Origin of the sequence: Gordonia crocea (assembly GCF_009932435.1) — a bacterium.
In the GTDB taxonomy this organism is placed as follows: domain Bacteria; phylum Actinomycetota; class Actinomycetes; order Mycobacteriales; family Mycobacteriaceae; genus Gordonia; species Gordonia crocea.
The window spans coordinates 746,795-772,560 of the sequence record NZ_BJOU01000001.1 but is presented as its reverse complement, the minus strand read 5'-3'; the positions used below and the strand labels follow the sequence as shown (position 1 = coordinate 772,560).

Annotated in this window: 26 protein-coding genes and 1 pseudogene; 15 read left to right on the top strand and 12 right to left on the bottom strand. The window is 67.9% G+C overall.

All coding sequences use genetic code 11. From position 1 onward, the window contains the following. The first annotated feature begins 17 nt into the window (after positions 1 to 17). Positions 18 to 1,112: a linear amide C-N hydrolase gene (locus nbrcactino_RS03675; protein ID WP_161926129.1), complete on the top strand. Its 1,095-nt coding sequence runs from the start codon at positions 18 to 20 to the stop codon at positions 1,110 to 1,112. A gap of 45 nt (positions 1,113 to 1,157) precedes the next feature. Then, a complete protein-coding gene (locus nbrcactino_RS03670) occupies positions 1,158 to 3,209 on the top strand; it encodes a prolyl oligopeptidase family serine peptidase (RefSeq protein WP_161926128.1) in 2,052 nt (683 codons plus the stop codon). 8 nt (positions 3,210 to 3,217) lie between these two features. Here the strand turns inward: nbrcactino_RS03670 and nbrcactino_RS03665 are convergent, their stop codons facing one another. Then, complete coding sequence (locus tag nbrcactino_RS03665) at positions 3,218 to 4,078, bottom strand: SGNH/GDSL hydrolase family protein (protein WP_161926127.1); 861 nt, start codon at positions 4,076 to 4,078, stop codon at positions 3,218 to 3,220. A 303-nt stretch (positions 4,079 to 4,381) separates the two neighbouring features. On the opposite strand from nbrcactino_RS03665, the gene nbrcactino_RS03660 reads away from it, so the two are divergent. Next, entirely contained in the window at positions 4,382 to 5,314 is a 933-nt protein-coding gene (locus nbrcactino_RS03660; protein ID WP_161926126.1) for an alpha/beta hydrolase family protein, read from the top strand. A 47-nt stretch (positions 5,315 to 5,361) separates the two neighbouring features. After that, the gene (locus nbrcactino_RS03655) at positions 5,362 to 6,690 is read left to right on the top strand and encodes a PucR family transcriptional regulator (protein WP_161926125.1); all 1,329 of its coding nucleotides are present in this window, start codon (positions 5,362 to 5,364) and stop codon (positions 6,688 to 6,690) included. 58 nt (positions 6,691 to 6,748) lie between these two features. Here the strand turns inward: nbrcactino_RS03655 and nbrcactino_RS03650 are convergent, their stop codons facing one another. The 7 genes and pseudogenes from nbrcactino_RS03650 to nbrcactino_RS03620 all read right to left on the bottom strand — a co-directional run bounded on the left by nbrcactino_RS03650 (position 6,749) and on the right by nbrcactino_RS03620 (position 11,427). Next, on the bottom strand, positions 6,749 to 7,369 hold the full coding sequence (locus nbrcactino_RS03650) for a TetR/AcrR family transcriptional regulator (protein WP_161926124.1): 621 nt from the start codon (positions 7,367 to 7,369) through the stop codon (positions 6,749 to 6,751). A gap of 17 nt (positions 7,370 to 7,386) precedes the next feature. Then, positions 7,387 to 7,995, bottom strand: a pseudogene (locus nbrcactino_RS03645) (IS1634 family transposase); the annotation flags it as partial. Between the two features lie 222 nt (positions 7,996 to 8,217). Next, positions 8,218 to 9,033, bottom strand: coding sequence for a hypothetical protein (locus tag nbrcactino_RS03640; RefSeq protein WP_161926123.1), 816 nt, complete (start codon positions 9,031 to 9,033; stop codon positions 8,218 to 8,220). 35 nt (positions 9,034 to 9,068) lie between these two features. Then, positions 9,069 to 9,584 (bottom strand): DUF6764 family protein, encoded by a 516-nt coding sequence (locus nbrcactino_RS03635; protein WP_161926122.1) that lies wholly within the window; start codon positions 9,582 to 9,584, stop codon positions 9,069 to 9,071. After that, a complete protein-coding gene (locus nbrcactino_RS03630) occupies positions 9,581 to 10,021 on the bottom strand; it encodes an SRPBCC family protein (protein WP_161926121.1) in 441 nt (146 codons plus the stop codon). The genes nbrcactino_RS03635 and nbrcactino_RS03630 overlap by 4 nt, the downstream gene beginning before the upstream one ends. Before the next feature lie 33 nt (positions 10,022 to 10,054). Further along, a complete protein-coding gene (locus tag nbrcactino_RS03625) occupies positions 10,055 to 10,729 on the bottom strand; it encodes a DUF4166 domain-containing protein (RefSeq protein WP_161926120.1) in 675 nt (224 codons plus the stop codon). A gap of 101 nt (positions 10,730 to 10,830) precedes the next feature. After that, complete coding sequence (locus nbrcactino_RS03620) at positions 10,831 to 11,427, bottom strand: TetR/AcrR family transcriptional regulator (RefSeq protein WP_161926119.1); 597 nt, start codon at positions 11,425 to 11,427, stop codon at positions 10,831 to 10,833. 40 nt (positions 11,428 to 11,467) lie between these two features. Between nbrcactino_RS03620 and nbrcactino_RS03615 the strand changes: the two genes are divergently transcribed. Next, the gene (locus nbrcactino_RS03615) at positions 11,468 to 11,944 is read left to right on the top strand and encodes a PaaI family thioesterase (protein WP_161926118.1); all 477 of its coding nucleotides are present in this window, start codon (positions 11,468 to 11,470) and stop codon (positions 11,942 to 11,944) included. 83 nt (positions 11,945 to 12,027) lie between these two features. Here nbrcactino_RS03615 and groL read toward each other — a convergent pair whose 3' ends face one another. Next, positions 12,028 to 13,653, bottom strand: a complete 1,626-nt coding sequence (gene groL / locus nbrcactino_RS03610; RefSeq protein WP_161926117.1) for a chaperonin GroEL — start codon at positions 13,651 to 13,653, stop codon at positions 12,028 to 12,030. A 181-nt stretch (positions 13,654 to 13,834) separates the two neighbouring features. Continuing rightward, positions 13,835 to 15,295 (bottom strand): alkaline phosphatase, encoded by a 1,461-nt coding sequence (gene phoA, locus nbrcactino_RS03605; RefSeq protein WP_161926116.1) that lies wholly within the window; start codon positions 15,293 to 15,295, stop codon positions 13,835 to 13,837. Between the two features lie 117 nt (positions 15,296 to 15,412). Between phoA and nbrcactino_RS03600 the strand changes: the two genes are divergently transcribed. Next, a complete protein-coding gene (locus nbrcactino_RS03600) occupies positions 15,413 to 16,225 on the top strand; it encodes an SGNH/GDSL hydrolase family protein (RefSeq protein WP_228460662.1) in 813 nt (270 codons plus the stop codon). A gap of 441 nt (positions 16,226 to 16,666) precedes the next feature. Further along, a complete protein-coding gene (locus tag nbrcactino_RS03595; RefSeq protein WP_161926115.1) occupies positions 16,667 to 17,992 on the top strand; it encodes an HNH endonuclease signature motif containing protein in 1,326 nt (441 codons plus the stop codon). A gap of 95 nt (positions 17,993 to 18,087) precedes the next feature. On the opposite strand, the gene nbrcactino_RS03590 is transcribed toward nbrcactino_RS03595, so the two are convergent. Then, positions 18,088 to 19,497: an amidase gene (locus tag nbrcactino_RS03590; protein ID WP_161926114.1), complete on the bottom strand. Its 1,410-nt coding sequence runs from the start codon at positions 19,495 to 19,497 to the stop codon at positions 18,088 to 18,090. Positions 19,498 to 19,579: 82 nt separating this feature from the next. On the opposite strand from nbrcactino_RS03590, the gene nbrcactino_RS03585 reads away from it, so the two are divergent. From nbrcactino_RS03585 to nbrcactino_RS03550, 8 genes are all read left to right on the top strand, one after another. Then, positions 19,580 to 20,779: an acyl-CoA dehydrogenase family protein gene (locus tag nbrcactino_RS03585; RefSeq protein WP_161926113.1), complete on the top strand. Its 1,200-nt coding sequence runs from the start codon at positions 19,580 to 19,582 to the stop codon at positions 20,777 to 20,779. A gap of 28 nt (positions 20,780 to 20,807) precedes the next feature. Further along, on the top strand, positions 20,808 to 21,935 hold the full coding sequence (locus nbrcactino_RS03580) for an acyl-CoA dehydrogenase family protein (RefSeq protein ID WP_161926112.1): 1,128 nt from the start codon (positions 20,808 to 20,810) through the stop codon (positions 21,933 to 21,935). 4 nt (positions 21,936 to 21,939) lie between these two features. Continuing rightward, entirely contained in the window at positions 21,940 to 22,365 is a 426-nt protein-coding gene (locus nbrcactino_RS03575; RefSeq protein WP_161926111.1) for a DUF350 domain-containing protein, read from the top strand. A gap of 73 nt (positions 22,366 to 22,438) precedes the next feature. Continuing rightward, a complete protein-coding gene (locus tag nbrcactino_RS03570; protein ID WP_161926110.1) occupies positions 22,439 to 22,909 on the top strand; it encodes an SRPBCC family protein in 471 nt (156 codons plus the stop codon). A gap of 2 nt (positions 22,910 to 22,911) precedes the next feature. Beyond that, positions 22,912 to 23,625, top strand: a complete 714-nt coding sequence (locus nbrcactino_RS03565) for a phosphatidylserine decarboxylase (protein WP_161926109.1) — start codon at positions 22,912 to 22,914, stop codon at positions 23,623 to 23,625. Then, positions 23,622 to 24,554: a CDP-alcohol phosphatidyltransferase family protein gene (locus nbrcactino_RS03560; RefSeq protein WP_161926108.1), complete on the top strand. Its 933-nt coding sequence runs from the start codon at positions 23,622 to 23,624 to the stop codon at positions 24,552 to 24,554. Before nbrcactino_RS03565 ends, nbrcactino_RS03560 begins: the two co-directional genes overlap by 4 nt. 25 nt (positions 24,555 to 24,579) lie before the next feature. Beyond that, complete coding sequence (locus nbrcactino_RS03555) at positions 24,580 to 24,984, top strand: DUF302 domain-containing protein (RefSeq protein WP_161926107.1); 405 nt, start codon at positions 24,580 to 24,582, stop codon at positions 24,982 to 24,984. After that, the gene (locus tag nbrcactino_RS03550) at positions 24,984 to 25,244 is read left to right on the top strand and encodes a metal-sensitive transcriptional regulator (RefSeq protein WP_161926106.1); all 261 of its coding nucleotides are present in this window, start codon (positions 24,984 to 24,986) and stop codon (positions 25,242 to 25,244) included. The genes nbrcactino_RS03555 and nbrcactino_RS03550 overlap by 1 nt, the downstream gene beginning before the upstream one ends. 13 nt (positions 25,245 to 25,257) lie before the next feature. Here nbrcactino_RS03550 and nbrcactino_RS03545 read toward each other — a convergent pair whose 3' ends face one another. Continuing rightward, positions 25,258 to 25,701 carry a hypothetical protein gene (locus nbrcactino_RS03545; protein WP_161926105.1) on the bottom strand — a complete coding sequence of 148 codons (444 nt, stop codon included), beginning with the start codon at positions 25,699 to 25,701 and terminating at the stop codon, positions 25,258 to 25,260. Between the last annotated feature and the right edge of the window lie 65 nt (positions 25,702 to 25,766).

Here is a 25,766-nt window from a genome sequence, read left to right as displayed (position 1 = left end):
GGAAGGTCGTGAACGGTATGTGCACTCGCGTGATGTGGCCCGATGCCAACGGGACCGTGATCGTCGGCCGGAACATGGACTTCCACCAGGAACTCAACACCAACCTGTGGAAGCTGCCCCGCGGAATCCGCCGCGACGACCGCGTCGACGGAAAGCTGACCTGGACGGCCGCCTACGGCAGCGTCGTCGCCGGGGTGTACGACATCTTGTCCACCGACGGTGTGAACGAGAAGGGCCTGGGCGGGCACGTCCTGTGGTTGGCCGAGTCGGACTACGGCACCCCCGATCCCGACCGCCCCCAGTTGGCCATGTCGGTGTGGCTGCAGTACTACCTGGACAACTTCGCCACCGTCGACGAGGCGGTCGCCTGGACGCGCGAGCACAACCCCCAGGTGATCCCGATGGCTGATCCCACCGGCGGCAGCCAACCCGCGATCCACCTGGCCCTCGACGACGCCACCGGCGACTCGGTGATCCTGGAGTACCTCGACGGCAAGCTGGACGTCTACCACAGCCGGGACTACCTCGTGATGACCAATTCGCCGAGCTACGACCAGCAGTTGGAGCTGGTCACCAAGTTCTCCGGACTCGGCGGCGACGATCCGCTGCCCGGGACCTGCGACGCCCGCGACCGGTTCGCGCGGGCGCTCTACTACGTCAACCAACAGGTCCAACCGGCCGACCAGATCCATGCGATCGCGGCGATGTTCAGCATCATCCGCAATGCCGCCCAACCCTTCCGCACCCCCGAACCCGGGAAGCCCGACGCCTCACAGACCCTCTGGCAGACGGTCACCGACCTCACCAACCTCCGCTACGTCTTCGAGTCGACGACCCATCCGAATATCGTCTGGGTCGATCTCGCCGAGATGGACTTCGGCGAGGGCTCCGGCGAGGCCAAGCTGGACCTCATCAACGAACTCGCCGTCGAGAACGGCCTCTCGGGCAACGTGACCGCGAAGTTCACCCCGGACAAGAAGTTCCACATCGTGTCCATCGAGCAGTCCAAGCTCCTCGGCCAAGCAGTCGAGGAGGCCAAGAAGCTGGCCACCAGCGCCCACGAGATCCAGGCGATCGTCGAATCGAAGTACGCCGGACTCCTCGGCGCGTGACCGACGCCAGCGCCGACTCGTCGGCCGTCGGGGCATGATGGAGCGATGACCGACACCGACCCCAACGGATGGCTCGAAGACATCGACGGCGATTCCGCGCTGGCCTGGGTGCGCGAGCAGAACGAACTCTCCCGCCAAGCCCTCGCCACCACACCGCGTTTCGAGAAGATCCGCTCGCAGACGCTGGAGATCCTCGACAACGACGACAAGATCCCCGGCGTGGTCCGGCGCGGCGATCACCTGTACAACTTCTGGCGCGACGCGGACAACCCGCGCGGCCTGTGGCGGCGCACCACCCTGGAGTCCTACCGCACCGACAAACCCGAGTGGGACGTGATCATCGATGTCGACACACTCGCCGACGACGAGGACGAGAACTGGGTGTGGGCCGGTGCCCGCGTCCTGCGCCCGCGCGACGGCTCGGGCGTGTGGCGCCACGTGTTGGTCTCCCTGTCGCGCGGTGGCGCGGACGCAACGGTGATCCGCGAGTACGACTTGCAGGACCGCCGCTGGGTCGATCCTGCCGACGGCGGCTTCACGCTGCCGGAGGCGAAGTCCTCGATGAGTTGGCTCGACCCCGACACCGTCTACGTGAGCACCGACTTCGGCCCCGCCCCCGACGGCCATCCGTCACTGACCGAATCCGGCTATCCCCGCATCACCAAGCGATGGGCCCGCGGCACCGACTTCGCCGATGCGACCACCGTGTTCACCGGTGAATACACCGACGTCTCGGCCGGCGCCTCCTACGACAGCACTCCCGGATTCGAGCGCCATTTTGCGGTCCGCTCCACCGATTTCTACAACTCGCTGACCTACCAGATCGGCTCCGACGGCGAACTGATCCTCATCGATGTGCCGACCGACGCCCAGGCCTCGCCCTATCGGCAGTGGCTCCTCGTGATCCCACGGTCGCCGTGGGAGCTCGCCGGAACCGTCCACGAACCGGGGAGCCTGCTGGTCTTCGACTACGACGACTTTCTCGCCGGCGGGCGCGACGCGACCGTGCTGTTCGCCCCGGACGCGTCGACGAGCCTCGCCGACATTTCGATGACCCGGTCGCACCTGGTGCTGATCACGCTGCACGACGTCGCGACGCGGGTGTCGCTGTTGACCCTGGGTGATTGGCAACCCGCCGAACTCGCCGGCCTGCCCGACCTGGCGACCATCTCGATCCTCGACACCGACCCCGAGGACGGCGACGAGATCTTCCTCTCGTCGAGCACGTTCACCACGCCGCCCACCCTGCTGCACGGCAACACGATCGACGGGGTCGGGCCCATCAAACACTCGCCGGAGTTCTACGACTCGACCGGCGTCGTCGCCGAACAGTTCTTCACCACCTCCGACGACGGGACGCGCATCCCCTATTTCGTGGTGCGCCGCGCCGACGTGACGACCGGCCCCACCCTGCTCTACGGCTACGGCGGATTCCAGAACGCACTCGTCCCCGGGTACGCCGGGGCGGCCGGGCGCAACTGGATCAGCGACGGCGGGATCTACGTCATCGCGAACATCCGCGGCGGCGGCGAATACGGCCCCACCTGGCACACCCAGACGCAGAAGGCCGGCCGCCACAAGGTGTACGAAGACTTCTCCTCGGTCGCCAAGGCGCTCGTCGCCGACGGTCTGACCACCGTCGCGCAGCTCGGCGCCATGGGCGGATCCAACGGCGGACTGCTCATGGGAGTCATGGCGACCAAGAACCCCGAGCTTTTCGGCGCGCTGGTGTGCCAGGTCCCGCTGATCGACATGCGGCGTTACCACACGATGCTCGCCGGGGCGTCCTGGGTGGCCGAGTACGGCAACCCCGACGACCCTGCCGAATGGGAGTTCATCAAGCCGTTCTCGCCGTACCACAACGTCCACGCGGACACTCCCTGCCCGCCGATCCTGATCACCACCTCGACCCGCGACGACCGGGTCCACCCGGGCCACGCGCGCAAATTCGCCGCACTGCTGGAGCAGACCGGCCACACCGACGTCCTCTACTACGAGAACATCGAGGGCGGGCACGGTGGCGCGGCCGACAACAAGCAGGCTGCCTTCCTCGCCGCGCTGGCCTACGAATTCCTCTGGCAGCAGTTGGGACCGTAGGAATAGCCTCAGCCCAGTCGGCTCGCCACGTACCGGCCGATCGCGACCATCCCGAGCGGTGTCGGATGCAGCGGCACACCGAGTTCCGACGGGACCGTGCCGTAGAAGTATTGCCGGGCCGGTGGCGCGCACATGTCGTGCCCCTCGCTCATCGGGCCGATGTCGACGAACTGCATTCCCCTCCGCTGCGCTTGCGCGGCCATTACCCGGTTGGCTTTGGCCACTACGCTGCGGAAGAAGTCGGCGTCGGCGGGCCGGATCGGCTGGGCTGCGCAACCGCCGCTGCGGATGTAGGTGCCGTAGCCGACGACGACGACCTTCGCGTTCGGGGCATGACGACGGATCGAGTCAAGCATCCGTCCCCATTTGACTCCCGCGGCATTGATCCGGACATGGAGGTCGTCGGGGCCACCTCGGCGATACCGCTGGTTGCACGGCGTCGAACCGGGGATGCTCGCGCACGAGAGCGCGATCGGGAACATCCCCACGTCGTTCAGCCCGATCGTCAGGGTCACCAGCCTGGTCCGCGCCGAGAGCGTCGACGCCTGAACCGGGACCAGCCCGGCCACCGTGCGCTGCGGCGTCGCGTAAACGTTCGCCGATCGCGCCGACGAGCACGTCGCGTCACGCAACCGAGCGCCGACGCGCTGGGCGATCACCGCCGGGTAGTTCCGTTCTGCCCGAAAGCACCCCGGCGAGGATCGGTCCTGCGGTTCGATCAGCGGCCCGGCGGCCGCCGAATCACCGAGGGCAACGTACTCGGCGCCGCGCAGCGGGGCGGCGTCTGCCGGAGCTGCCAGGAGCGCTCCCGCGACGAGCACCCCGACACCCACCGCGGCCAACCGCGTCCCGCGCACCACAACACTCATCCCGGGCACTCCCCTTTCATCCGCGTATTTCCTCCGCGTACTCCCTGATCCGGATGACACTATCGCCGAGTCCCGGCCGGCGAATGGTGATCGCAACCAACAACCCGCCCCGATGTTTGTGTGCCCACATAACAGTCCCGGCGCTCTCCGACCCCAAGATGAACTCCTATGACGGGGATCACTATTCGAAGACTGACGGCTGCCGCCTGCGCGGCGATCGTCGTTGTCACCGCGGCATCAGCCGGTACAGCCGACGCCGCCCCAATTCAGCCTGCGCCGACGGATGGGGCACCCGCGCCGGACGTGGGCGCGGAGTTCGGCAAACCGGGACCGCTGAGGGTGGCGACGAACTACGCGTCGGGGCCCTGCGACCGGTCGCTCATGGGGCTGATCATGGGGCTGCAGGCGCATGCCGAAGGTAACCGCGAAACAGCGACCTGCTCGGATGCCTTTCCCTACGGGCTGGGATCTCCGGTCGGGGTGCAGATCTTCGCGCCCACGGGCCCGAGATCGAAAGGACCGTTTCCGGCGGTGATCTTTATGCCGGGTATCGCCGGCAACTCCGCCCAATACACGGCGCTGGCCCGAAACTGGTCCAGCCACGGCTTCATCGTCGCGATACCGTTCACGTTCTGGAACTCGATGGTCGAGGTGCCGACCCTCGGCACCGCCGTCCTCGCCCACCTCAATGCCCAGCGCGGCACCCCGCTCTACCGGAAGGTGGATTTCTCGCGCGTCACCTACGCCGGACACTCGGCCGGCGGCCAGGGCGCGCTGCAGGCTGCGTCGGCGTACCAGGACGCCGGGCGGGCGGTCATTCCGAACTTCCGGGTCGTCGGAGTTTTCGCCATCCAGAACGGACCGCTCGCCGTCGGGGCCACCGTTCACGTCCCGACACTCATCCTGGGCGGCCGCAAGGACATTGTCGTGCCGCCCTGGGCTTGGCAGAAGGTCTACCAGTACAACGGGCTGCAAACCGCTCCGGCGTATTTCGCCGTCTCGAAGTCGGCGCACCACCTCGACGTCGCCCGCTCGGCCAAGACCAACCCGTTCATTGGTGTGACCACCGCCTGGTTGCGCCACATCGCCTACCGCGATCGCCGGGCCGGGGAGTTTTTCGTCGGCGAACGCTGGCTGTTGCCGCGTGACAAGGCGTTCGACGAAGTCCGGCGCAACGCCGCCGCGGCCCGGCTGGGGGTGTCGGCTTCGGCAAGGGTGCCCGATGGAACCCGGTGATGTGGGACCGTTGAGAGGTACTCCGACCACCCGATCGATCCGGACTCATGACAGCACTGCACGAACCAGCCCAAGCGGGCAGCCCCCATGCCTTCCCCTGTCCGCCCCTGCGCTTGGTTGATCACCTGGCCCAGCGGACCGCGGCGCTGGTCGCGGAGGTCGTCACCCGGATCTGCGCCGAGGTCGACTTCTACCGGTCGCTGCCCGCCGAGACGGTCAAGACCGACGTCACCCGGATCGTCCGGCGCAACTTCGAGATCATGCTGCGGGTACTGCGCACCGGCGAACCACCGTCCGACGACGACCTCGCCGACCTGATCGCCTCGGCCGGCAACCGGGCCGACGAGCAGGTACCGCTGTCCGACGTCCTCGACGCCTATCACGTCGGCGCGCGGCACTGGTGGGCGACGATCGCCGGCCTCGCCCAGGACGGCACCCGGTTCGCCGAAGGCGACCTCGTCCGGATCGGCGATCTCCATTACGCATGGCTGCGCGCCGCCACCCGGGCAGTCATCGCGGGCTACGACGCGGATGACCTCGGAAGGCCGAGCGAGCCCCGCCCGGGGCGCAGCGAGCTGCTGGCCGCGTTGATCGACGGCGGCCGATACCGCGAAGTCGCCGCCCGGTTCCACCTCACCGTCGAACCGGAGTACTGGGCGGTGGCGGTGGCCGTGGAACCCAACCCGGACGAAACCGATGCGATGGTGTCGAGCACCGTCGCAGCGGCGCGCAAGGTCCGGCGCCTGCAGCGCCAATTCGACGGGCTCGGCCGCGGCGAGGCCTTGTATTCACTCACCGCCGGCGGTGGGATCGCCCTGCTTCCGGTGCGCCCCGCGCCCCATGCGGAGTCGACGACCGCACCGCCCGACGCCGCCGAGCTCGACGACCGACTCCGCCAACTCGGCGAACGCATGGCCGCACGCACCACGTGCGCCGTCGACCTCGTCCGCGCCGACGAGGTCGCCGAGGTGGTTCCCCAACTGCGCGACCTGTTGTCGATCGCCCAACGCCAGTCGTCGCATCGGCCGGTGGTGCGCTTCGCCGACCTCGCCGTGGAGTTCCAACTGAGCCGCCCGACCCGGGCGAGCCGACTCAGCGCCGCTCGTCTGGATCCGATCGCCGACGATGCGGTGCTCTGGCAAACCTTGCGCTGTTACCTCGACAACGCTTGCAGCACCGCGACGACCGCCCAGGAACTCCACGTCCACCCGAACACTGTGACCTATCGGTTGCGCAAGGTGTCCGACCTGACGGGGTTGAACCTCGGCAACCCCGCCGACGTGCTGACCGCACTGGGTGCCGTCCTGGCGGCGACGCCGCGACCCGACTCGGCGGGCTGCCAACGCGCGGACCTATACGGGCACTCAACTGAATAGCGGTCCGGCAATCCCAGTCCTTGCAGTTCGAGAAAGTTCGCCCTAGCTATCCAAGGGGTCATCGCGCGAGGATGCCAATGACCGCCCGAGCCGTCGGGCCGTCCGCCTCGATCAGACCGTCGATACCAGACCGATCGTTCAGCAGGCCCGAGAGGACCGACCGGACCAGGGATCGCGCGGCCTCCTCCGGTTCCAACCGGCCATCTACCCGGTACCAAGTCCACATCCATTGCGAGGCGCCGAACATGAAGAACGTCTCCAAAGTCGTGTCGGTTGGCCGGAAGACACCCGTGGCAACACCGTCGTCGACAACCCCAGCGACTAACCGGAAGTAGCGGCGCCGTAGTTCGACGCCGGCCGCTCGGGCCGGTGAGTCCCGAAGCCGCACGATTTCGCGCTGGGCCGCGATCGTCGCGTCACGGCTGTAGCGGTAGGCGAGGACGAAGGAGAACAGAATCCCTGCCAGCCGCTCTTCGGGCGTGGCCAGCACCCGAACGATTTCCTTGAGCTCACCGATCCTGGCGGCCATGTATCTCTCATGCATCGTCGCCAACAACTTCTCCTTCGAGCCGAAGTGGTGGATGATCGTCCCTTGCGAGATGCCAAGTTCAGCGGCTATGCCCGAAAGCTTGGTGCCGTCGTAACCCTCAGTAGCGACATGGCGGGTGAAGCTGTCCATAATTCGTCGCTGCGCGCGGTGATCTGCGGCTCTAGGCGGCGCTCCTTGCTGAATCCGGGTTCGCGGAACCCGTCGGCCTTGTCGGTCTCGAAGTACAACGTGGTGACGTCGTAGAGCACCAGGGTGGCCGGCCCCAGACCGGCGTGCGCGGCGCACGCCGCCGCCAACTGCTGGCGCCACCGGGTGGCGGCGTAGACCGGCAGCCGCCGTTTGAGGGTGGCATACGACGGTGCGGGCACCCCGACCTCCTCGAGGACCCACAACGAATCGAGTTTGCTAGTCGGCTCGATGATCCGGGCCAACACCAAATCCCGGAACACAGTGTCCCCGTTGATATTCGCGCCGAAGACCTCGGTGAACACCCGATCCAGGCTGTCCCACAGCACCGTCATCCTCGTGCCTGTGATCGGCAACGGACCGCCACCGGCCTGGGCCGCCAGACCCAACTCCAACTGGCCCTGCCCCTCAGCCAGCCGCTCGGCCGCCGCCGCCTTCAACGCCGCCACCCCGGCCTCATCATGGGCCGACCCGATGTGCTCGATCTTGCGGGAACCGCCGCGCCGGGAGTACACGATCTGCACTGCAGTCGCCCCCGACTTCGTCTTCACCGTCCGCACGAACGCCACAAAGACAGCCTAGAACCCCGCCGTTAGTGTCCCCCTCCACACCCATCAACACTGGTCACAGCCCTACCAGCACCCGAAATCGCCAACGTGAGCCAAGTCAGGATAAACTAATTAACGACACGCGACACTAGGTTATTAATCTCGCGAGCCCGGCGCGCCGCCCCACACCCCTCAATGCCTCGACGAGGCTAGCCTCAGCCAATCTTCTTCGGTTCGCAACGCTCAGCCGCGGTCGAACGACCGGATGGCTAGCCCGACGACGAGGACCACCGCGCCCACACCACCGACCACCAGGGCCCACTGGTGCAGGTTGTCGACCAAGCCGTCGATCGTCACTTCGGCGACGTGGCGCACGCCCGCCTCAGTGCCGGACACCTCGTCTTTGGCACGGGCGGCGAAGTAGTAGCCGCCTGCCCAGGACACGACGGCCGAGAGCACGCCGCCGAATCCCAGCCAGGAGAGCATGGCGGCCCGGTTGCCACTGATCAACAACGCGAGTAGTCCGGCGAGAAGGGCCACGGCGATGCTGCCGTAAGCGAGGACCTTGACCTGCCGGCCCGGCTCCCGGTAGCGGCCCGCCTCCAGCGCCCGATCCCGGTGGCTCACCGGAACCAGGACCGGGCCGGGGATCAAACCGGCGAAGGCCGGGTTCGCCTGGCTTGCGACGCGGCGCACCATCCCGGTCAGATCGAGTTGCATCACCTCCGGGTCGACACCGGCGGGCGGCGGCTCGAACAACCATCGGTGCTGCTGCGTCGCCACGTCGACGAAGTCCTCGGTGAACGCGGCCGAGTGGGTGTACCGGACGGCGATCGGCCGGGCCAGGGTCCCGGCCGCCGACCCGGCGCGGTTGGCGATCTGCGTCGTGATCGTGTCCGCCATGAAGTCGCGGACATCGGAGTTCTCCCCCATCTTCACCGCGGTGGCCCGAAAGCCGCTCGGCTCGACGACGCGCTCGGTGAGCCACAGCGATGGCAGGGCGACGACGATGGCACCGATGGCGATGACGCCGGCGAGGAAGGCGAGGAGGCTGCGCACCAACCAAGACTACCTGCGGTGGCCGACTCCGCCGGTCAGTAGTTCGAGTACCCCAGTGCGCCGCTGTGCACGCAGACGCGGCCCGAGGTCGACTCCCAGGCGAACGCGAAGCCACCCGAGCAGGCGAGCCCGCGCGGGGTGGAGATCGCCGAGCCACCCCAGCCGCCGACGGCGAGTGCGGTACCCCGGTGATCGGCCTGGGCGACCGAGAAGGCCCCCGGACCGGTGGCGAACGACTTTGCGTCGCCGCCCCGCTTGGCCCCGGCCAGGGCGGTGGACTTCTGCCCCATGCTCCGCGCGTCGGCGCGGCCGCCACTGCTGGCCACCGACACCGCGGTGCCGTAGCCGCTGGTGTCCTCGGCGCGGGCGGTACTGCCCTTGCCGGCCCGCGCACCGCACCCGCTGGTCCCGCGGACGTGTTGCTGGTTGTGTCCGTTGGCCGCCTGGCACAGGGTCCCGGCCGAGGCGGTGGCCTCACCGCCCACGGCGACCGTCAACCACGCGCCCGCGGCGAGGACCCCGGCGGCCGCGATGGCCCGAACGGCGTTCATCCGGCAGCCCGCTTCAGTGCCTCTTTGGTGAGCCCCTTCTTGGCGGTCTCGACCGCGGTCTTCTGCCCCTGCTTCACGATCAGACCCGGCAGCTTGACCTTGAGGTCGACGTCGAGCGTGAACTCGACCTGCGAGCCCTTGTCGGTCTCGGTGATCGTGTAGGTGCCGTGCTGCTTGGACAACTGGGTGCCCTCGACCAAGTCCCAGGTGCAGGTGTTGTCGGTCCATTGGTAGGTCAGGGTCTGCTCGTCGGTAATCGGGCCGACCGAGACTTTCACCTTGACCAGCTTGGGCAGCCCGTCGTCGTACTCCTCGACGATCTCTGCCGACTTGTGCGGCCCGGACCACTCGGGCAAGGACTCGATGTCCTGCAGAACTTCCATGACCACCGATGGTGGTGCGGCAATGTCGAATTTCGTACTCGCGGAGACTCCCATGGCAGCCAACCTACCTGTCGAAGGGGCCCCGCGTCAGGACTCCCGGTCGATGAGCTTGTAAGGCCAGGCCTCGTCGGGAATATCGGCCATCGTGATCGGTTTGTCGACGGCGGTGAACCATCCGCGATAGTGCAGAACCTCGCCGATCACGGGGTTGCGGACCGTGGCGTCGCAGCGGAAACGCTGATGCTCCTCGTCCCATCCTTCGAGGTACTTCATCTGCGCCACAAAGGGACCGCGCATGGCGAACTTGGGGCCGCGGAGCCAGCGCACCGGCCCACTCTCCAAGAGCAGCGATCCGTCCTTGGTCACCGACGGCTCGATCGGATACAGCAGCTCGGGACCGTCGCCGAAGTAGTCGACAAATCCGTCGACGCCGTCGACGATCACCGAGTTGAGGTGCCGTTCCCCGGTCGAGTAGTCGAAGGTGCGCAAGACGGCGAGGCACTCGCGGCCCAGTTCGTCGCGATAGCAGTAATTCCCGGCCTTGAACGGAAGCATCCGCGACGTCTTGGACGGCATCGCATTGCGCTTGCCGTAGTACCAGACCATCGGCGGCGGCAGCGCCGCGGTGATGTAGATCGATTCGATCAGCCCGGTCATCATCTGTGCGACGCCGGCCGTGGAGTCAATCCCGTAGCGCCACTGCAAGTTCGGATGCAGACGATCAAATTCCGAGCCGAGTGCCGCGCGATAGACCGGTGTCATCGGCTGCACTCCCTTCGGCTGGTCGACCAACGGGAAACATACTACTAATCACACAGCTAAAGGGAACGAATCACGTCTCCCGTCTCAACCGGCCGACGCCGTTACCCCTCGGCGGCGGCGTCGCAGACCCGCCCCAGCTCATCGACGACCCGGTCCAGCGGCTCGGTGCTGCGCAGCGCCTGACAGAGGCCGACGGCCCCTTCGACGGCCGAGAGGACGAGGGCCGACAGCGACCCGGCACGCGCCGGGTCGACGCCGTCGTCGACGAGCTTGTCGGCGATGCCGAGTTGCCAATCCTCAAGGATCGCACCGGCTTCGGCGGCCACCTCCGGATCGGTGGTGTGCGCGAGCCCGCCGGCCAACACCGGGCACCCGAATTCGAAGTCGGTCGCGACCAGCAACCGGCGCCAGAAGTCACCGATTTCGCGGATTCGATCGGAGGGACGCGCGCCCCCGTCTGCGTCGACGATCCGCCGCTTCATCACGCTGCCCGCGTGGCGGACGCCGGCCGTCATGAGCTCGGTCCGCCCCTGGGGAAAGTGGTGGTAGATCGATCCGCGCGGGGCGCGGCTGGCTGTGAGGACCTTGCCGATCGACGCGGCCGCAACCCCGTCGCGGCCGATGAGATCAGCAGCCGCGGCGATCATCCGATCCCGCACGCCGCCACCCGAACCAGGATCCGCCATGGCCACCTTCATCCGTTGAACTGGAATTCTATGTATGCCATCATACATATCCATGAACGCAGACCAGGGTAATACCGACACCACCGTCAACCCGCTCGAACTCTCCGGCCTCGAGCTGCTGCGCCTGTGGCAGCAGACCGTCACCGACCCCGACCCGGTCCCCAGCATCGGACGCCTGCTGGGGATGCGCCCGGTGAGCCTTGACGAGGGGAAGGTCAGCTTCGCCGTGACCCCCCAACCCGACTTCGCCAATCCACTCGGCTCGGTGCACGGCGGCGTGTGTGCGACGCTGCTGGACTCGGTGATGGGTTGCGCGGTGCACACCACCCTGCCGGCCGGCGTCGGCTACACGACGCTGGAGCTCAAGGTGAACTACATCCGCACCGTCGCCGTCGACGCCGGGGAGCTGACCGGGATCGGTGAGACCATCCACGTCGGGCGGCGCACCGCCACCGCCGAGGGCAAGGTCATCGACGCGAACGGCAAGCTCGTCGCGCACGGCACGACGACCTGCATCATCCTCGCCTGAGTTCCACCGACCACACAAAGAATCGGGGCCGATCACCCGGCTGGGTGATCGGCCCCGATTGGTGCTCGATAGGAGCGGCGGGTTTAGAAGCCCATGCCGCCCATCTCGTCGCCACCCGGCATCGCCGGGGCCGGGTTCTTCTCCGGCTTGTCGGCGACAACGGCCTCGGTGGTGAGGAACAGGGCCGCAATCGACGCAGCGTTCTGCAGCGCCGAGCGGGTGACCTTCACCGGGTCGTTGATGCCGGCCTTGAGCAGGTCCTCGTACTCGCCGGTGGCGGCGTTGAGGCCGGTGCCCTTCTTGGCGTGGCGGATCTTGTCGGCAACCACACCGGGCTCGAGGCCGGCGTTGATCGCGATCTGCTTGGCCGGGGCCGACAGTGCGACGCGAACGATGTTGGCACCGGTCGCCTCGTCGCCCTCGATGTCCAGCTTGTCGATAGCACCCTCGGACTGCAGCAGGGCGACGCCACCACCGGCGACGATGCCCTCCTCGACGGCCGCCTTCGCGTTGCGAACGGCGTCCTCGATGCGGTGCTTGCGCTCCTTGAGCTCGACCTCGGTGGCCGCGCCCGCCTTGATGACCGCAACACCGCCGGCCAGCTTGGCCAGGCGCTCCTGCAGCTTCTCACGGTCGTAATCGGAGTCGCTGTTCTCGATCTCCTGGCGGATCTGGGCGGTACGGCCGTCGATCTGAGCCTTGTCGCCGGCGCCGTCGACGATGACGGTCTCGTCCTTGGTGACGACGATCTTGCGCGCGGTACCGAGCGACTCCAGGCCGGCGCCCTCCAGCGAGAGGCCGACCTCTTCGCTGATGACCTCGCCACCGGTGAGGATGGCGATGTCGGCGAGCATGGCCTTGCGACGGTCACCGAAGCCCGGGGCCTTGACGGCCACAGACTTGAAGGTGCCGCGCAGCTTGTTCACGACCAGGGTCGACAGGGCCTCGCCCTCGACGTCCTCGGCGATGATCAGCAGCGGCTTGCCGGCCTGAATGACCTTCTCCAGCAGGGGCAGCAGGTCCTTGACGGTCGAGATCTTGCTCGAGACGAGCAGGATGTACGGGTCCTCGAGAACGGCTTCCTGGCGGTCCGGGTCGGTCACGAAGTAGCCCGAGATGTAGCCCTTGTCGAAGCGCATGCCCTCGGTCAGCTCCAGCTGAAGGCCGAAGGTGTTCGACTCCTCAACGGTGATGACGCCCTCGTTGCCGACCTTGTCCATCGCCTCGGCGATGAGCTCGCCGATCGCGGGGTCACCGGCGGAGATGCCCGCGGTGGCAGCGATCTGCTCCTTGGTCTCAACCTCCTTGGCGCTCTTCAGCAGCGACGCGGAGACGGCCTCGACGGCCTTCTCGATGCCGCGCTTGAGGCCCAGCGGGTTGGCGCCGGCCGCAACGTTGCGCAGGCCTTCGCTCACGAGCGCCTGAGCCAGCACGGTGGCGGTGGTGGTGCCGTCGCCGGCGACGTCGTCAGTCTTCTTGGCGACTTCCTTGACCAGCTCGGCGCCGATCTTCTCGTACGGCTCCTCCAGGTCGATCTCCTTGGCGATGGAAACACCATCGTTGGTGATCGTGGGGGCGCCCCACTTCTTCTCCAGAACGACGTTGCGACCCTTGGGGCCCAACGTCACTTTGACTGCGTCGGCAAGGGTGTTGAGACCCCGCTCGAGGCCGCGACGGGCCTCTTCGTCGAACGCGATTTGCTTGGCCATTGGTAAGTGATCCTCCGGTGGGGGGTGACACTAGGTTTCTATGGCCGGACTCGGTGCCCGCGACGGACGACCGGCGTGTCAACGACCGATCTCACCGTCCCGACCTAGCACTCCCGGTAGGAGAGTGCCAACACCGTTCTAGCACTCTCCCACTGCGAGTGCAAGGTCGGGAGGGTGGCCGCTACCGCTTGTTCCGGTCCAGTCGAAGTGCGTCGGTGATGACGAAGAAGGTGTCGGTCTGGTCGAGCAGTCCGACCACATTCGCCGCCCCCGGACCGTATGCGGCGATGCGGACCTGGACGCCGGAGTGCTGCTGCTCGTCGCGCAGCCGCGAGGTGCCGTAGTTGACGGTCATCGGCGATCCGTCGACGGTCAACAGCGTGCGGGTCAAACCCGGCGTGTCCTCACCGGTTTGGATGACCTGGGTGGCGTGCCCGTGGTCGCCGGTGACGATCACCAAGGTGTCCTTGTGCCGTTTCGCGTACTCGAGGGCGACGGTCGTCGCATCGGACAGTTGCACCGTCTCACCGATCTGCCCGCACGGATCGGCCGAGTGCGCCGCCTTGTCGATCGACGCGGATTCGACCTGAAGGAAGAAGCCCTTGCCGTTACGGCCACCCGCCGACAAGAGCTCGATCGCCTTGCGCGTCATCTCGCCGAGCTTTGGTGTCTGCGCCGTCATCGCCGGGTTCGGCGCGCAGCGGGCCGCGGGCATCCGCGCGCCGCCGGGCTGGGCGTTGAGTTCGGCCCACATCCGCGGCATCACCTTGTCGGCGAAGACGCCGAGCAACGGCTCGGACTGATCGGCCTTCGTCACCGCACGCAGTTCGTCGGCCGAGCGCACGATCCGATAGCCGCGCTCCTTCGCCTGCGCCTCCAGGGTCTTGTCACGGTAGTGCCCCGCCGTCGCGGTCTCGTCGAAGACCTTCCAGCCGCCACCGAGGGTGACATCGGCACGCGCGGCCAACAGCTGCTCGGTGATCGAGCCGGCACCGCCGTTCTCAAGCGCATTGCCCGGACACCGCTCGGCGGTCTTCTTCGGCCCGTCGCACTTGCGGTCGACGACGTGGGCCACCTGTACGGCCGGTGTCGCGTCCTGCAGTGCGGCGGTGGTGACGTTGCCGGTGGCGAGGCCGTTGGCCTTGGCGATCTCGATGACCGAGCGCTGCGGGCGGCCGTGCCGGTCGACGGAGATCGCGCCGTTGTAAGTCTTGGTCCCGGTGGCGAATGCGGTGGCCGATGCCGCGGAATCGGTGGTGTAGTCCGGCTTTCCGGTGTCCTTGTCCAGGGCGTAGGTCGTGTACGCGCCGGTGAGCGGGAGGTCGTCGATCCCCGGAATCGTGCCCGCCGCACCCCACTGATAGTTGCGGGCCAGGGTGTACTCCTGGTCCGACGTGCCGTCGCCGATGATGAGGATGACGTTGCGGGCACCGGAGCGCTGCAGCGAATCGGCGATCGCCTCGGTCTGGTCCTTGCGCAGCCGTCGCGCACCGCCGTTGCCGGCGATGTCGCCCACGGCGTCGCGGTCGATCGAGACCTTCGCGGCGTCGTTCCCGTCGACTCCCGGGGCCTGCCCGGAACCACAGGCGGCGACGAGGAGGACGGCGGCTATCGGTGCGGCGATCCGGCACTGGCGCTTCATACCGCCATCGCAGCACGGTTGGGTGAACGGAGTGCGAACTTCACCTGGGGTGGGCGTAGGTTCGTCACCGGTTCCCTCAACCGCACCGTCTCGGACCGTCCGCAAAGGAGTAGTGCCATGAGCACCCCGTCCTCCCCCACGTCCCCGATGCCGGCGGATTCCATCGCGGCCACCGTGATCCCCCGCGTCCGCTTCGCGGCGATCGGCGACAGCTTCACCGAAGGCGTCGGCGATCCCCGGCCCGACGGAAACATGCGCGGGTGGGCCGATCTCGTCGCCGAGGGCCTGGCCCTCGCGCACGGCGAACCGATCGCTTACGCCAACTTCGCCATCCGCGGCCGGTTGTTGGGCCCCATCGTCGACGACCAGCTCCCGGCCGCCCTGCGACTCGACCCGGCGCCGACGATCCTGACGATCAACGGCGGCGGCAACGACATGCTGCGGCGTGGCTGCGACCCCGCGTTCCTCCACTCGAAAACCGAGCAGGCGGTCCTCGACGGAGCCGCGTCCGGCGCCCGCGTCGTCCTGCTGAGCGGCGCCGACCCGTCCGCACAGCTGCCCTTCGGGTCGACGATCCACCAGCGCGGCGAGCAGCTGACCGCCATGGTCGCCGAGATCGCGGCCCGCCACGACGTGACTTTCGTCGACCTGTTCAACACCGCCGAATTGCGCAATCCGTCCTACTGGTCGTCCGACCGGCTTCACCTCGCCCCCCAAGGACACCGCCGGGTGGCCGCCGAGGTGTTGGCCGCCCTCGTCGACAATGCGCCGACTCCGGAACCGGCCACCGCCGCGGCCACGCCGGGACTCCTCGACCATGTCGAGTTCGCCGGACGTCACCTGTTCCCCTGGGTGATGCGGCGAGTGCGCGGACGCTCGTCAGGCGATGGACGCGACCCGAAGCACCCCGATTGGACCGTGGTCGGCTAGGAGCTATCGCGCTCCTCCTTCTGCGGTCGAGCGCCACTCCCTTTGCGGGTCGAGTGGCCACCTCTTTGAGTTGGCCTTGGTTCGCTACGGGCGAGTCCCTGTGTTTGATCTCGTCGATGCGACCGAGGAGAAGGCCGACCGAGAAAAGTACGCCAACGCCCGACGGAATAGTCATCGACGACATGGCGCCAGAAAGCGAGTCCACATACGGGCGGCGAGCGACGCGTGTCGCGCCGACCTGCCGCATCCACACCCCCGTTGATGGAGCCAGACAACTCGCCAGGACGGCGTGTCCAACCATCATCACCCCAGTTCAACCCACTTAAACTCTCCTTGTCAGACCCTTGATCTAGTGTAATATGTAAATACAAGCCTATCAGCACACAGATTCTAACCCGGAGTCCGCACAACACGATGCGAACCTGGATCTGGGGGGGCCACATGAACCACGACGAACTCACCGCATTCGTCACCGACCTGACCGACGACTTGGCGCCGGCCGCCGTTGAATCCGGTACCGGCATGGGCGCGTTGTTGGCGTCGGCGGAGGCGATTGTCGACGACAAGGCCTTGCTCGGGGTGATGGTCACCGCGGTGCGCATGGGCAACATCGCCTCCTACTTGTTGGCTGCCGCGGCCGCCCGGGCCGAGGCCATCGGTATCCCAGTACGGAATCGGTTGAAGAACGGCCGCGATCTGTTGCGGGAGTTGCCGTTGGCGCCGGCCACCGTCAACCGGGTCGCCAGGTTGGCCCAGCACTTGGATGATCTGCCGAACCTGGTGCGCGAGGTCCGCGACGGCGACCTGGGAATCGAGCATGCGGATGCGGTGATCCGCGGCTTGGACCACATCGCCACCCGCATGGGTGCTGATGGATTTAGCGAGGTGCGCGACAAGACTGCGACGACATTGTTGGCGCACGCCCGGATCGATCAACCCGCCCAAGTCATGGAGAAGGCCCGCGAACTCGGCCACGAGTTAGCACCACTCGATCCGCCCAGCACCCCACCGGCCGATAATCCGTCGTTGAACCAGGCCACCGTGTCACGCACCGATGAGGGACGCGTGACGCTGGAGGCTGATCTGGATCAGCTGTCCGGTGAAAAGCTCCACACCGCGTTGGACGCCCTGGCCAAGCCGATCCCGGCGCCCGATGGCTCCCCGGATCCGCGTACTCGGGCGCAACGCACCGCCGATGCCCTGGTCACCGTGATCACCGCCTATCTGGCGTCCCGAAACCGTCCGACAGTGGGCGGGATCGTCCCGCACATCACCATGACCGTGCCACTGCCCACCCTGGTACCCGACAGCCCTCTAGGCGAGGCTCACGCCGCACGCCTGGGATTCACCGGCTCGGTATCAGCCGAGACGGCCCGTGAAATCGCCTGCGGCAGCACCGAAGTCACCGCGTTGATCACTGCGGACTCGGTGCCGTTGGATGCCAAACGCACCCAACGGTTCGTCACCGGCACCCTCCGCAAAGCACTCGAAGCCCGCGACGGTGGATGCCAGTTCCCCGGCTGCGGGAAGCCGCCGTCATGGTGCGAAGGGCATCACATCAAGCATTGGGCTGATGGTGGGGAGACGAACCTCAAGAACACCGTGCTGCTCTGTTCGCTGCATCACCACACGTATGTCCACGGCAAAGGCTGGAACATCCAAATCGGCTTCGACGGCCACCCCTGGTTCCAGAGTCCCGAAGGAGGTGACTGGATCCGCTGCCACAACCGACGCACCCTCACCCTCGCCAACCACGCCGCCGCCTAACCCCGGCCACACCCACCTGAAAATTCCACCAGCGCAGCACATTCGGCCCCCGGGCCACACACGTACCTTGAGAACTTCATACCGGCCGGCGCGGATCAGTCCTGGATGCGCGCGAAAGGGCGCTCCGCTTCGAGCTGATAGGCCAGTTCGAGCAGGGTTTGCTCGTTGCCCACGTCTGCGCAGAAGTGCAACCCGATCGGCAATCCGTCTCTGGTCTGCGCCAACGGGAGGCTGACCGCCGGGGTGCCCGACGTGTTGTTGGCGGGCGTGAACGTCACGTATTGCATGAGGCGCTCGAAGATCTCGTCGAAGTCGCCAGCGGGATCGAGGTAGCCCAGCTTCGGAGTCGTGTGCGACAGCGTCGGCGAGTAGACCACGTCGAAGTCCCGGCAGAGCTCGCGGAACTGTGCGGTCGACTTCCGCAACCCCAACAGGACACCGGGCGTGGCCCAGAACCGCTTGACGAACTTCTTCGACAGTCCGCGGGTGAACGCATCCAATTGGGACCGGTCAAACCCCTTGTCGATCACGCGTTTTCCGAAGTGGTCGATGCTGAAGGCCAACAGCGCCCAGTAGTCGGTGAACTGCTGAACGTAGCTGCGCTCCACCGGCAGGGGCACCCGGTCGATCATGTGGCCCTGCGCCGCCAGCAACTCCGCCACCGACTCCAGCGCAATCGACGTCTCGGGGTCGAGCAGGCCGCCGGTGATCGGCTCGGAGATCAGCGCGATCCGCAACCGCCGCCCGCTCGGTCCTTCCACCAGACCGAGTTCGGGCATCTTCGCCGCCGGCGCGTAGCGCTGGGTGTCGGCCAGGAAGTAGGCCGTGTCCCGCACGCTGCGGGTCACCACACCGTTGGAGATCAGGTCGATGGGCAGGGACTCCCCTTCCGCCGACGCGATAACCCGGTCGCGCGATGGCTTGAAGCCCACGAGGCCGCAACACGCGGCGGGGATCCGGATGGAGCCGCCGCCATCGTTCGCGTGGGCGATCGGCAGCGCCCCGGCCGCCACCAACGCGGCCGAGCCGCCCGATGACGCACCCGCCGAGTAGTCGGTGTTCCACGGGTTGCGCGTCGGGGGCCGGTCGACGAACTCGGTCGTCGCGGTCAACCCGAACGCCGGCAGCGTCGTCGCCCCGAGGAGGTTGATGCCCGACGCCAACAACTGGTCGGTGAACTTCTCGTTGTGTTCGGCCGGCCTCGGCGGCACCGCGGCCGACCCGTGCTGCGTCGGGATCCCCGCGAAGTGGGTGTTGTTCTTGATCATCGCCGGCACCCCGCGCAGCGACCCGTCCGGGAACTCGCCCGCCGCCGCCCGCGCCAGTCCTCGCTCGCGATCGTCCTGGGCCACCGCACTCAGCTGCGGCTCCACCGCGTCGATCCGCGCCAACGCGGCCCGGGCCGCCTCTTCAGGTGAAAAGTCGCCCGCCCTGATCGCCCGGGCCACCCCCACCGCGTCGAGCTCTCCCAGACAGTCGTCGGTAAAGGCACTCACCTTGGTCATGGCTGCCGACGCTACACGTCGCCTCCGCCACGATCGGGGTGGTTCTCGCCAACCGTCAGCGAACCTGGAGTATCAAAGAACCATGCAGCTGAAACTCTCCGCCGACGAAATCGCCTTCCGCGACGAGATTCGCACGTTCTTCACCACCGAGGTCCCCGCCGAGGTCCGCGAGCGCGCCGCCACGGGCAAGCTCCGCTACCCCGACGACATCGTGACGACGATGAAGGCCCTCGACGGCGGCGGGCTGTGCGTCCCCAACTGGCCGGTCGCCTGGGGCGGCAAGGACTGGACCCCGATCCAGCACCACCTGTGGCGCGAAGAGTTCGCCCTCTCCTCGGTACCCGACCCGTTGCCGTTCAACTCGGCCATGATCGGACCGGTCATCGCCGAGTTCGGCTCGGAGGAGCAGAAGAAGCGCTTCCTGCCCGCCACTGCCAACTGCGACATCTGGTGGTGCCAAGGCTTTTCCGAGCCGGAGGCCGGTTCGGACCTCGCCTCGCTGAAGACCCGCGCGGTCCGCGACGGCGACGAGTGGGTCGTCAACGGACAGAAGACGTGGACGACGCTGGGTCAGTACGCCGACTGGATCTTCGCGCTGGTGCGCACCAACCCCGACGCCCCCAAGCGCCAAGCCGGCATCAGCATGCTGCTGATCGAGATGAACACCCCGGGTATCGAGGTCCGCCCGATCCAGCTGATCGACGGCGGATACGAGGTCAACGAGGTTTTCTTCAACAACGTCCGCGTCCCGGCCGACCAACTCGTCGGCGAGGAGAACGCCGGCTGGTCCTACGCCAAGTTCCTCCTCGGCAACGAGCGCACCGGCGTCGCCCGCGTCGGACACTCCAAGGTTCAGCTGGCCCGCGCCAAGAAGCTGGCCGCGCAGACCAAGACGGCCACTGGAACGCTGCTCGAGGACCCGTTGTTCGCAGCCCGCCTGGCCGAGCTGGAGAACGAGCTGATGGCCCTCGAACTCACCCAGCTGCGCGTCGTCGCATCGTCGGCCGACGGCAAGCCCAACCCGGCGTCGAGCCTCCTCAAACTGCGCGGCAGCGAGCTCCAGCAGGCGGCGACCGAAATCCTCGCCGACATCGCCGGCACCGATTCGCTCGCCGTCGCACCGCCGGACCCGGCCGCCGCGAACGGCACCGCCGACATCTCCGCCCCCGCCTGGGCGCAGCTGACCGTGCCCACCTACCTCAACTACCGCAAGGTCTCGATCTACAGCGGCAGCTCCGAGGTCCAGCGCCAGATCATCGACAAAGCCGTCCTCGGCCTCTAACCCCCGGCCGCTACAAGGAGACCCACACATGGACTTCGAACTCAACGACGAACAGGTCATGCTCCGCGACACCGTGCGCGACGTCCTGTCCAAGACCTACGACATCGAGACCCTGCGGGCGGTGACCGACACCGAGCGGGGTTGGGACCCCAAAGTCTGGAGATCGCTGGCCGACATCGGCATCCTCGGCCTGACGATCGCCGAAGCCGACGGCGGGATGGGCGCCGGCCCGGTCGAGCTCGGCGCGGTCCTCGGCGAATTCGGCCGCAGCCTCGCCCCCGAGCCGTACCTGAACGCCGTGGTGATCCCGGCGTCGCTCATCTCCGACACGGCGGAAGGCACCCTGCGCGAAGAGCTCCTCGGCGGCCTGGCCTCCGGCGACCTGCTGATGGCCTACGCCCACACCGAGGAGGGTGACCGGTGGCCGGCGGCCGCGGTCGCGACCACCGCGTCGGGCTCGGGCGACGCGGTGACGCTGACCGGCACCAAGACAACGGTCCTCGCCGGAGACAGCGCCGACCGATTCGTCGTGTCGGCGCGCGACGACGGCGGCAACCTCGGGCTCTACGTGGTCGACGCCGACGCCGACGGCGTCACCCGCACCCCGTTCCGCACCCACGACCGGCGACGCGGCGCACAGGTCGCCTTCGCCTCCGCACCCGCGGCCCGGCTGGGCGGGGGCGATGCGGCCGCCGCGGTCACGCGCGCCGACGTCTTGGCCCAGACCGCCCTGTGCGCCGAGGCCGTCGGCGCCATGGAGAAGGCCTTGACCCTGACCGTCGAATACCTCAAGACCCGCAAGCAGTTCGGCGTCACGCTGTCGACCTTCGAGGCCCTCACGCACCGGGCCGCCGACATGTACGTGCTGCTCGAACTGGCGCAGAGCATGAGCGCCTATGCGACCGGGATCCTCGCCGAGGGCGGCGCCGACGAGATCGTCGCGTCGCGGGCCAAGCTCCAGATCTGCCGCTCGGGCCGCCAGATCGGCCAGGAGGCAATCCAGATGCACGGCGGAATCGGCATGACCGCCGAGTATCCGGTCGGCCACTACGTCAGCCGGCTGACCGCGATCTCCCACACCCTCGGCGACGCCGAATCCCACCTGACCAACCTGGCCGAGTCGATCAACGACTGGGACACCGTCTCGATAGGGTGAGCGCATGAAGACCCTGTTTCTCGACAACCTCGCCAATCTCGCGGCTTACGGCCTGGTCGGCCTCGCCGTGCTCGTGGTCGCCTACCTGGCCGTCGACCTCGTGACGCCGGGCCGGCTGCGCGACCTGCTCTGGCGCGAGAACCACCAGAACTCCGTTCTGTTGACCGCCGGCTTCCTGATCTCGGTGGGCGTCGTTTACGCGGCGGGCGCACGGGCCGGGATGATGACGGAGCACCTCTGGCAGGGCCTACTGTTCGCCGCCGCCTACTCCCTCGTGGCGATCGCGCTGATGAGTTTCTCGTTCGTGCTGATCGACTGGTTGACGCCGGGACGGCTCGGCGAACTGCTGCTGACCGGCAACCCGGCGGTGGTCTGGATCAACATCATCGTGTTCGTCGTTCTCGGGGTATCCATGGGTGCGGTGCTCTAGGCACCCGCAGTAGGCTGACCCGCAACCGATACCCGTCGACCGATGCGCTCGACGGCGACCAAGGAAGCGACAGATGCCTGAAGCCACCCAGCTAATCGAGGCGTCGGTGAAAATCGACGCCACCCCCCAGACCGTGTGGTCGGTGGTGTCCGACCTGCGCCGCATGGGCGAGTGGAGCCCGCAGTGCGTGAAGATGTTCATCCGCGGCGATGAGGTGGGCGTGGGAACGCGGACCATCAACCTCAACCGCAAGGGCGCCCTCGCGTGGCCCACGACCGCCAAGGTCGTGCGCTTCGACAAGGACCGGGCCATTGCGTGGCGGGTGACCGAGAACCACACCGTGTGGTCCTACGAGATCACCCCCGACGGCGACGGCGTGCAACTCACCGAGCGGCGCGAGGCCCCCGGCGGGCAGGTCACCGCGGTCTCGGCGACCCTCACCAAGTGGCTCCTCGGCGGGCGCGAGGACTTCGAGGTCGAGCTGCGCGAGGGCATGGCCGAATCATTGAAGCGGATCAAGCAGGCTGCCGAAGCGGCGTCGTAACCGTGGCCCGACGACCCCAGAACCCCGACGCCCCGGCCGAGTCGGGCCTGGCCCACCTGCAATCCCTGGCCAAGCAGACCATTCCGCCGCTGCACCCGGCCGGGATCCCGTTCGTCGCCGCACCCGCCGCGGTCGCCGTCTTGGCGCGCCGCCGCAAGTGGATCTCGCGACCCGCCTGGGCACTGTCGGCGGCGTGCGCCGCCTTCTTCCGCCACCCCGGTCGCGTGCCGCCCACGGCGGCGGGCACGGTGGTCGCCGCCGCCGACGGCGAGGTCGCCCTCGTCGACACCGCGGTGCCACCACCCGAACTGGGACTCGGCACCGACCCGCTGCCGCGGGTGTCGACCTTCCTGTCGGTCTTCGACGTCCACGTGCAGCGCGTGCCGGTCTCCGGGACGGTCACCGCCCTGCAGCACACGCCGGGGGCCTTCCTCTCCGCCGATCTGCCCGAGGCGAGCACCCAGAACGAACGGACCTCGATGACGATCCGCACCACCTCCGGTGCCGACGTCGGCGTGGTGCAGATCGCCGGGTTGATCGCACGCCGGATCGTCAACGACGCCACTGTCGGCGCCCACCTGACCATCGGCGACACCTACGGCCTGATCCGTTTCGGATCCCGCGTCGACGTGTACCTGCCGGCCGGCACCGAACCGACCGTCCTCGTCGGGCAACGCACCGTCGGCGCCGAGACGCCGCTAGCGGTCCTGCCGTGATCCGCGTCGCCGGGGTCCGACGCCCGACGCGGCGCGCCCGCCGTGCCGCCGAGCGCGTCACCCCCAAACGGGCCGGGTCGGCCCGGCTGCTCGTCCCCTCGGCACTGACCATCCTCGCCGTCTGCGCCGGACTCACCGCCGTGCGGCTGGCCGCCAGCGACAAGATCGACCTCGCCCTGGTCCTCGTGGTCGGCGCAGCACTGCTCGACGGCATCGACGGCCGAGTCGCCCGGATGATGAATGCGACGTCGAAGATCGGCGCCGAACTCGACTCGCTGGCCGACGCGATCAACTTCGGCGTCGTGCCCGCCCTGATCCTATCGACCACGCTGATGCGCGGACACGACCTCGGCTGGGCCATCGCCCTGGTCTATTGCTGCGCGCTGATCCTGCGGCTGGCCCGGTTCAACACCCTCTCCGACGACGAGGACACCCCCGGCTACGCCCGTGACTTCTTCGTCGGCGTGCCGGCGCCCGCCGCCGCACTGATCGCACTGGGGCCGCTCGGCCTGCACCAGTGGCTCGGCGACGGGTGGTGGAGCTCCTTCCCGGCCGTCGGGGCGTGGACCCTGTTGGTCGCCTTCTTGGCGATCAGCCGCATCCCGACCTCGTCGCTGAAGGCGACCACCAAGATCTCGCGGGCCGCCTTGGCACCCGCCCTGGTCATCGTCGCCGCCGCCGCGGCGCTGCTGGTCACCTACCCGTACACCCTGATGATGATCATCATCGTCGCCTACCTGGCGCACATCCCGTTCGCCTGGTGGGCCAACCGGTGGGTGGCAGCCCGGCCCGAGCACTGGGATTCCCTCCCCGCCGAGCGCCGCGCGCACCGCCGGATGACCAGCACGCGCCGCCCCATCCTCCGTAAATCCCAGGCACGGCTCGGCCTGCGGCGGCCGGCCTCCGCGAAACAGCACCCTGGCAAATAACCCCCTGGGGGGTTATCCTGGGGGCATGACCTTCACCATTACCGCCGACCTACCACTCCCTTACGACGAGGCGGTCGCCCGGACCCGCACCGGCCTCGCCGATGCCGGTTTCGGAATCCTCACCGAGATCGACATCAAGGCCACCCTCAAGAAGAAGCTCGACGTCGACGTCGAGCCGAAGATCATCCTCGGCGCCTGCCAGCCGGCCTTCGCCCACGCCGCCCTGCAGGCCGATCCGCGGGTCGCCGCGATCATGCCCTGCAACGTCGTGGTCTCCGCCGACGGCGACAACGCCAGCCGCATCGAGATCCTCGACCCCGGAGCCATGGAAACCTTCACCGGCACCGCCGAACTCGGCCCGATCGCCGCGCAGGCCCGCACCCGCCTCACCGACATGCTCGACGCGCTGACCGCCGGGGCGGTGGCCTGATGCAACTGCCCGCCGACGACCTCAAGCCGATCCTGACCCGCCTGCGCCGGGCCAACGGCCACCTCGCCTCGGTCATCCGCATGCTCGAGGAGGGCGCCGAATGCGAAGACGCGCTCACCCAACTCGCCGCGGTCGACAAGGCGATCTCCCGCTCCGGCTACGCGCTGGTCGCCACCGGTCTGCAACACTGCCTGCGAACCGAGGGACCCGACAACGTCGACCAGGAGAAACTCGAGCGCCTGTTCCTCGCGCTGGCCTGACGCAGCCGCGCCGTCAGCTCAGGGTGACCTGGTAGAACACCGAGTTCGGCCCACCCGCGGCGCGCGGCGAGGAGCCGACGGTGACCCAGTACGTGTCCCGCCCCTTTTTCGACGACAGGATCACCGTGCGCGTGCCGCCCGCCTCGGTGCGGCTGGACTCGGTGAAGCCGGACTTCGTCAACTTCTCCACCGCGGCGTCGAGCACGTTCGTCCCGGTCGCCGTTCCCTGAATGGTCAGCGACCATCCGTCCGGCTTGGTCCCGGTGGCCTGGATCAACCGCCCGTCCAACAGGGGGACCTCCCCGGTCGGGAAGTCCGACGGCAACGACACATCCCCGGTCAGCCCGGCCTGGCCGGAGTCGCCACACGCCCCCAGGAATCCGGTGAGCGCCGCGATCACGGCGACGAACAGCGCGAGCGCGCCGAGCCGGGCCAACCCTGAAGGAAAACGCGTCATACCTGCAACGGTAGGGTAAGAACCGCGGGTGACTCCGAAGTGACACCCCGCCGATGACCGAAACA

Bases quoted from the DNA above. Each gene is read 5' to 3' on its own strand.
- nbrcactino_RS03655 (WP_161926125.1), top strand. From the start codon at position 5,362: ATGACAGCACTGCACGAACCAGCCCAAGCGGGCAGCCCCCATGCCTTC.
- nbrcactino_RS03585 (WP_161926113.1), top strand. From the start codon at position 19,580: ATGCAGCTGAAACTCTCCGCCGACGAAATCGCCTTCCGCGACGAGATT.
- groL (WP_161926117.1), bottom strand. From the start codon at position 13,653: ATGGCCAAGCAAATCGCGTTCGACGAAGAGGCCCGTCGCGGCCTCGAG.
- nbrcactino_RS03570 (WP_161926110.1), top strand. From the start codon at position 22,439: ATGCCTGAAGCCACCCAGCTAATCGAGGCGTCGGTGAAAATCGACGCC.
- nbrcactino_RS03590 (WP_161926114.1), bottom strand. From the start codon at position 19,497: ATGACCAAGGTGAGTGCCTTTACCGACGACTGTCTGGGAGAGCTCGAC.
- nbrcactino_RS03620 (WP_161926119.1), bottom strand. From the start codon at position 11,427: ATGAAGGTGGCCATGGCGGATCCTGGTTCGGGTGGCGGCGTGCGGGAT.
- nbrcactino_RS03615 (WP_161926118.1), top strand. From the start codon at position 11,468: ATGAACGCAGACCAGGGTAATACCGACACCACCGTCAACCCGCTCGAA.
- phoA (WP_161926116.1), bottom strand. From the start codon at position 15,295: ATGAAGCGCCAGTGCCGGATCGCCGCACCGATAGCCGCCGTCCTCCTC.
- nbrcactino_RS03625 (WP_161926120.1), bottom strand. From the start codon at position 10,729: ATGACACCGGTCTATCGCGCGGCACTCGGCTCGGAATTTGATCGTCTG.
- nbrcactino_RS03635 (WP_161926122.1), bottom strand. From the start codon at position 9,584: ATGAACGCCGTTCGGGCCATCGCGGCCGCCGGGGTCCTCGCCGCGGGC.
- nbrcactino_RS03665 (WP_161926127.1), bottom strand. From the start codon at position 4,078: ATGAGTGTTGTGGTGCGCGGGACGCGGTTGGCCGCGGTGGGTGTCGGG.
- nbrcactino_RS03545 (WP_161926105.1), bottom strand. From the start codon at position 25,701: ATGACGCGTTTTCCTTCAGGGTTGGCCCGGCTCGGCGCGCTCGCGCTG.
- nbrcactino_RS03580 (WP_161926112.1), top strand. From the start codon at position 20,808: ATGGACTTCGAACTCAACGACGAACAGGTCATGCTCCGCGACACCGTG.
- nbrcactino_RS03650 (WP_161926124.1), bottom strand. From the start codon at position 7,369: ATGGACAGCTTCACCCGCCATGTCGCTACTGAGGGTTACGACGGCACC.
- nbrcactino_RS03595 (WP_161926115.1), top strand. From the start codon at position 16,667: ATGAACCACGACGAACTCACCGCATTCGTCACCGACCTGACCGACGAC.
- nbrcactino_RS03550 (WP_161926106.1), top strand. From the start codon at position 24,984: ATGCAACTGCCCGCCGACGACCTCAAGCCGATCCTGACCCGCCTGCGC.
- nbrcactino_RS03600 (WP_228460662.1), top strand. From the start codon at position 15,413: ATGAGCACCCCGTCCTCCCCCACGTCCCCGATGCCGGCGGATTCCATC.
- nbrcactino_RS03675 (WP_161926129.1), top strand. From the start codon at position 18: ATGTGCACTCGCGTGATGTGGCCCGATGCCAACGGGACCGTGATCGTC.
- nbrcactino_RS03555 (WP_161926107.1), top strand. From the start codon at position 24,580: ATGACCTTCACCATTACCGCCGACCTACCACTCCCTTACGACGAGGCG.
- nbrcactino_RS03575 (WP_161926111.1), top strand. From the start codon at position 21,940: ATGAAGACCCTGTTTCTCGACAACCTCGCCAATCTCGCGGCTTACGGC.
- nbrcactino_RS03630 (WP_161926121.1), bottom strand. From the start codon at position 10,021: ATGGGAGTCTCCGCGAGTACGAAATTCGACATTGCCGCACCACCATCG.
- nbrcactino_RS03670 (WP_161926128.1), top strand. From the start codon at position 1,158: ATGACCGACACCGACCCCAACGGATGGCTCGAAGACATCGACGGCGAT.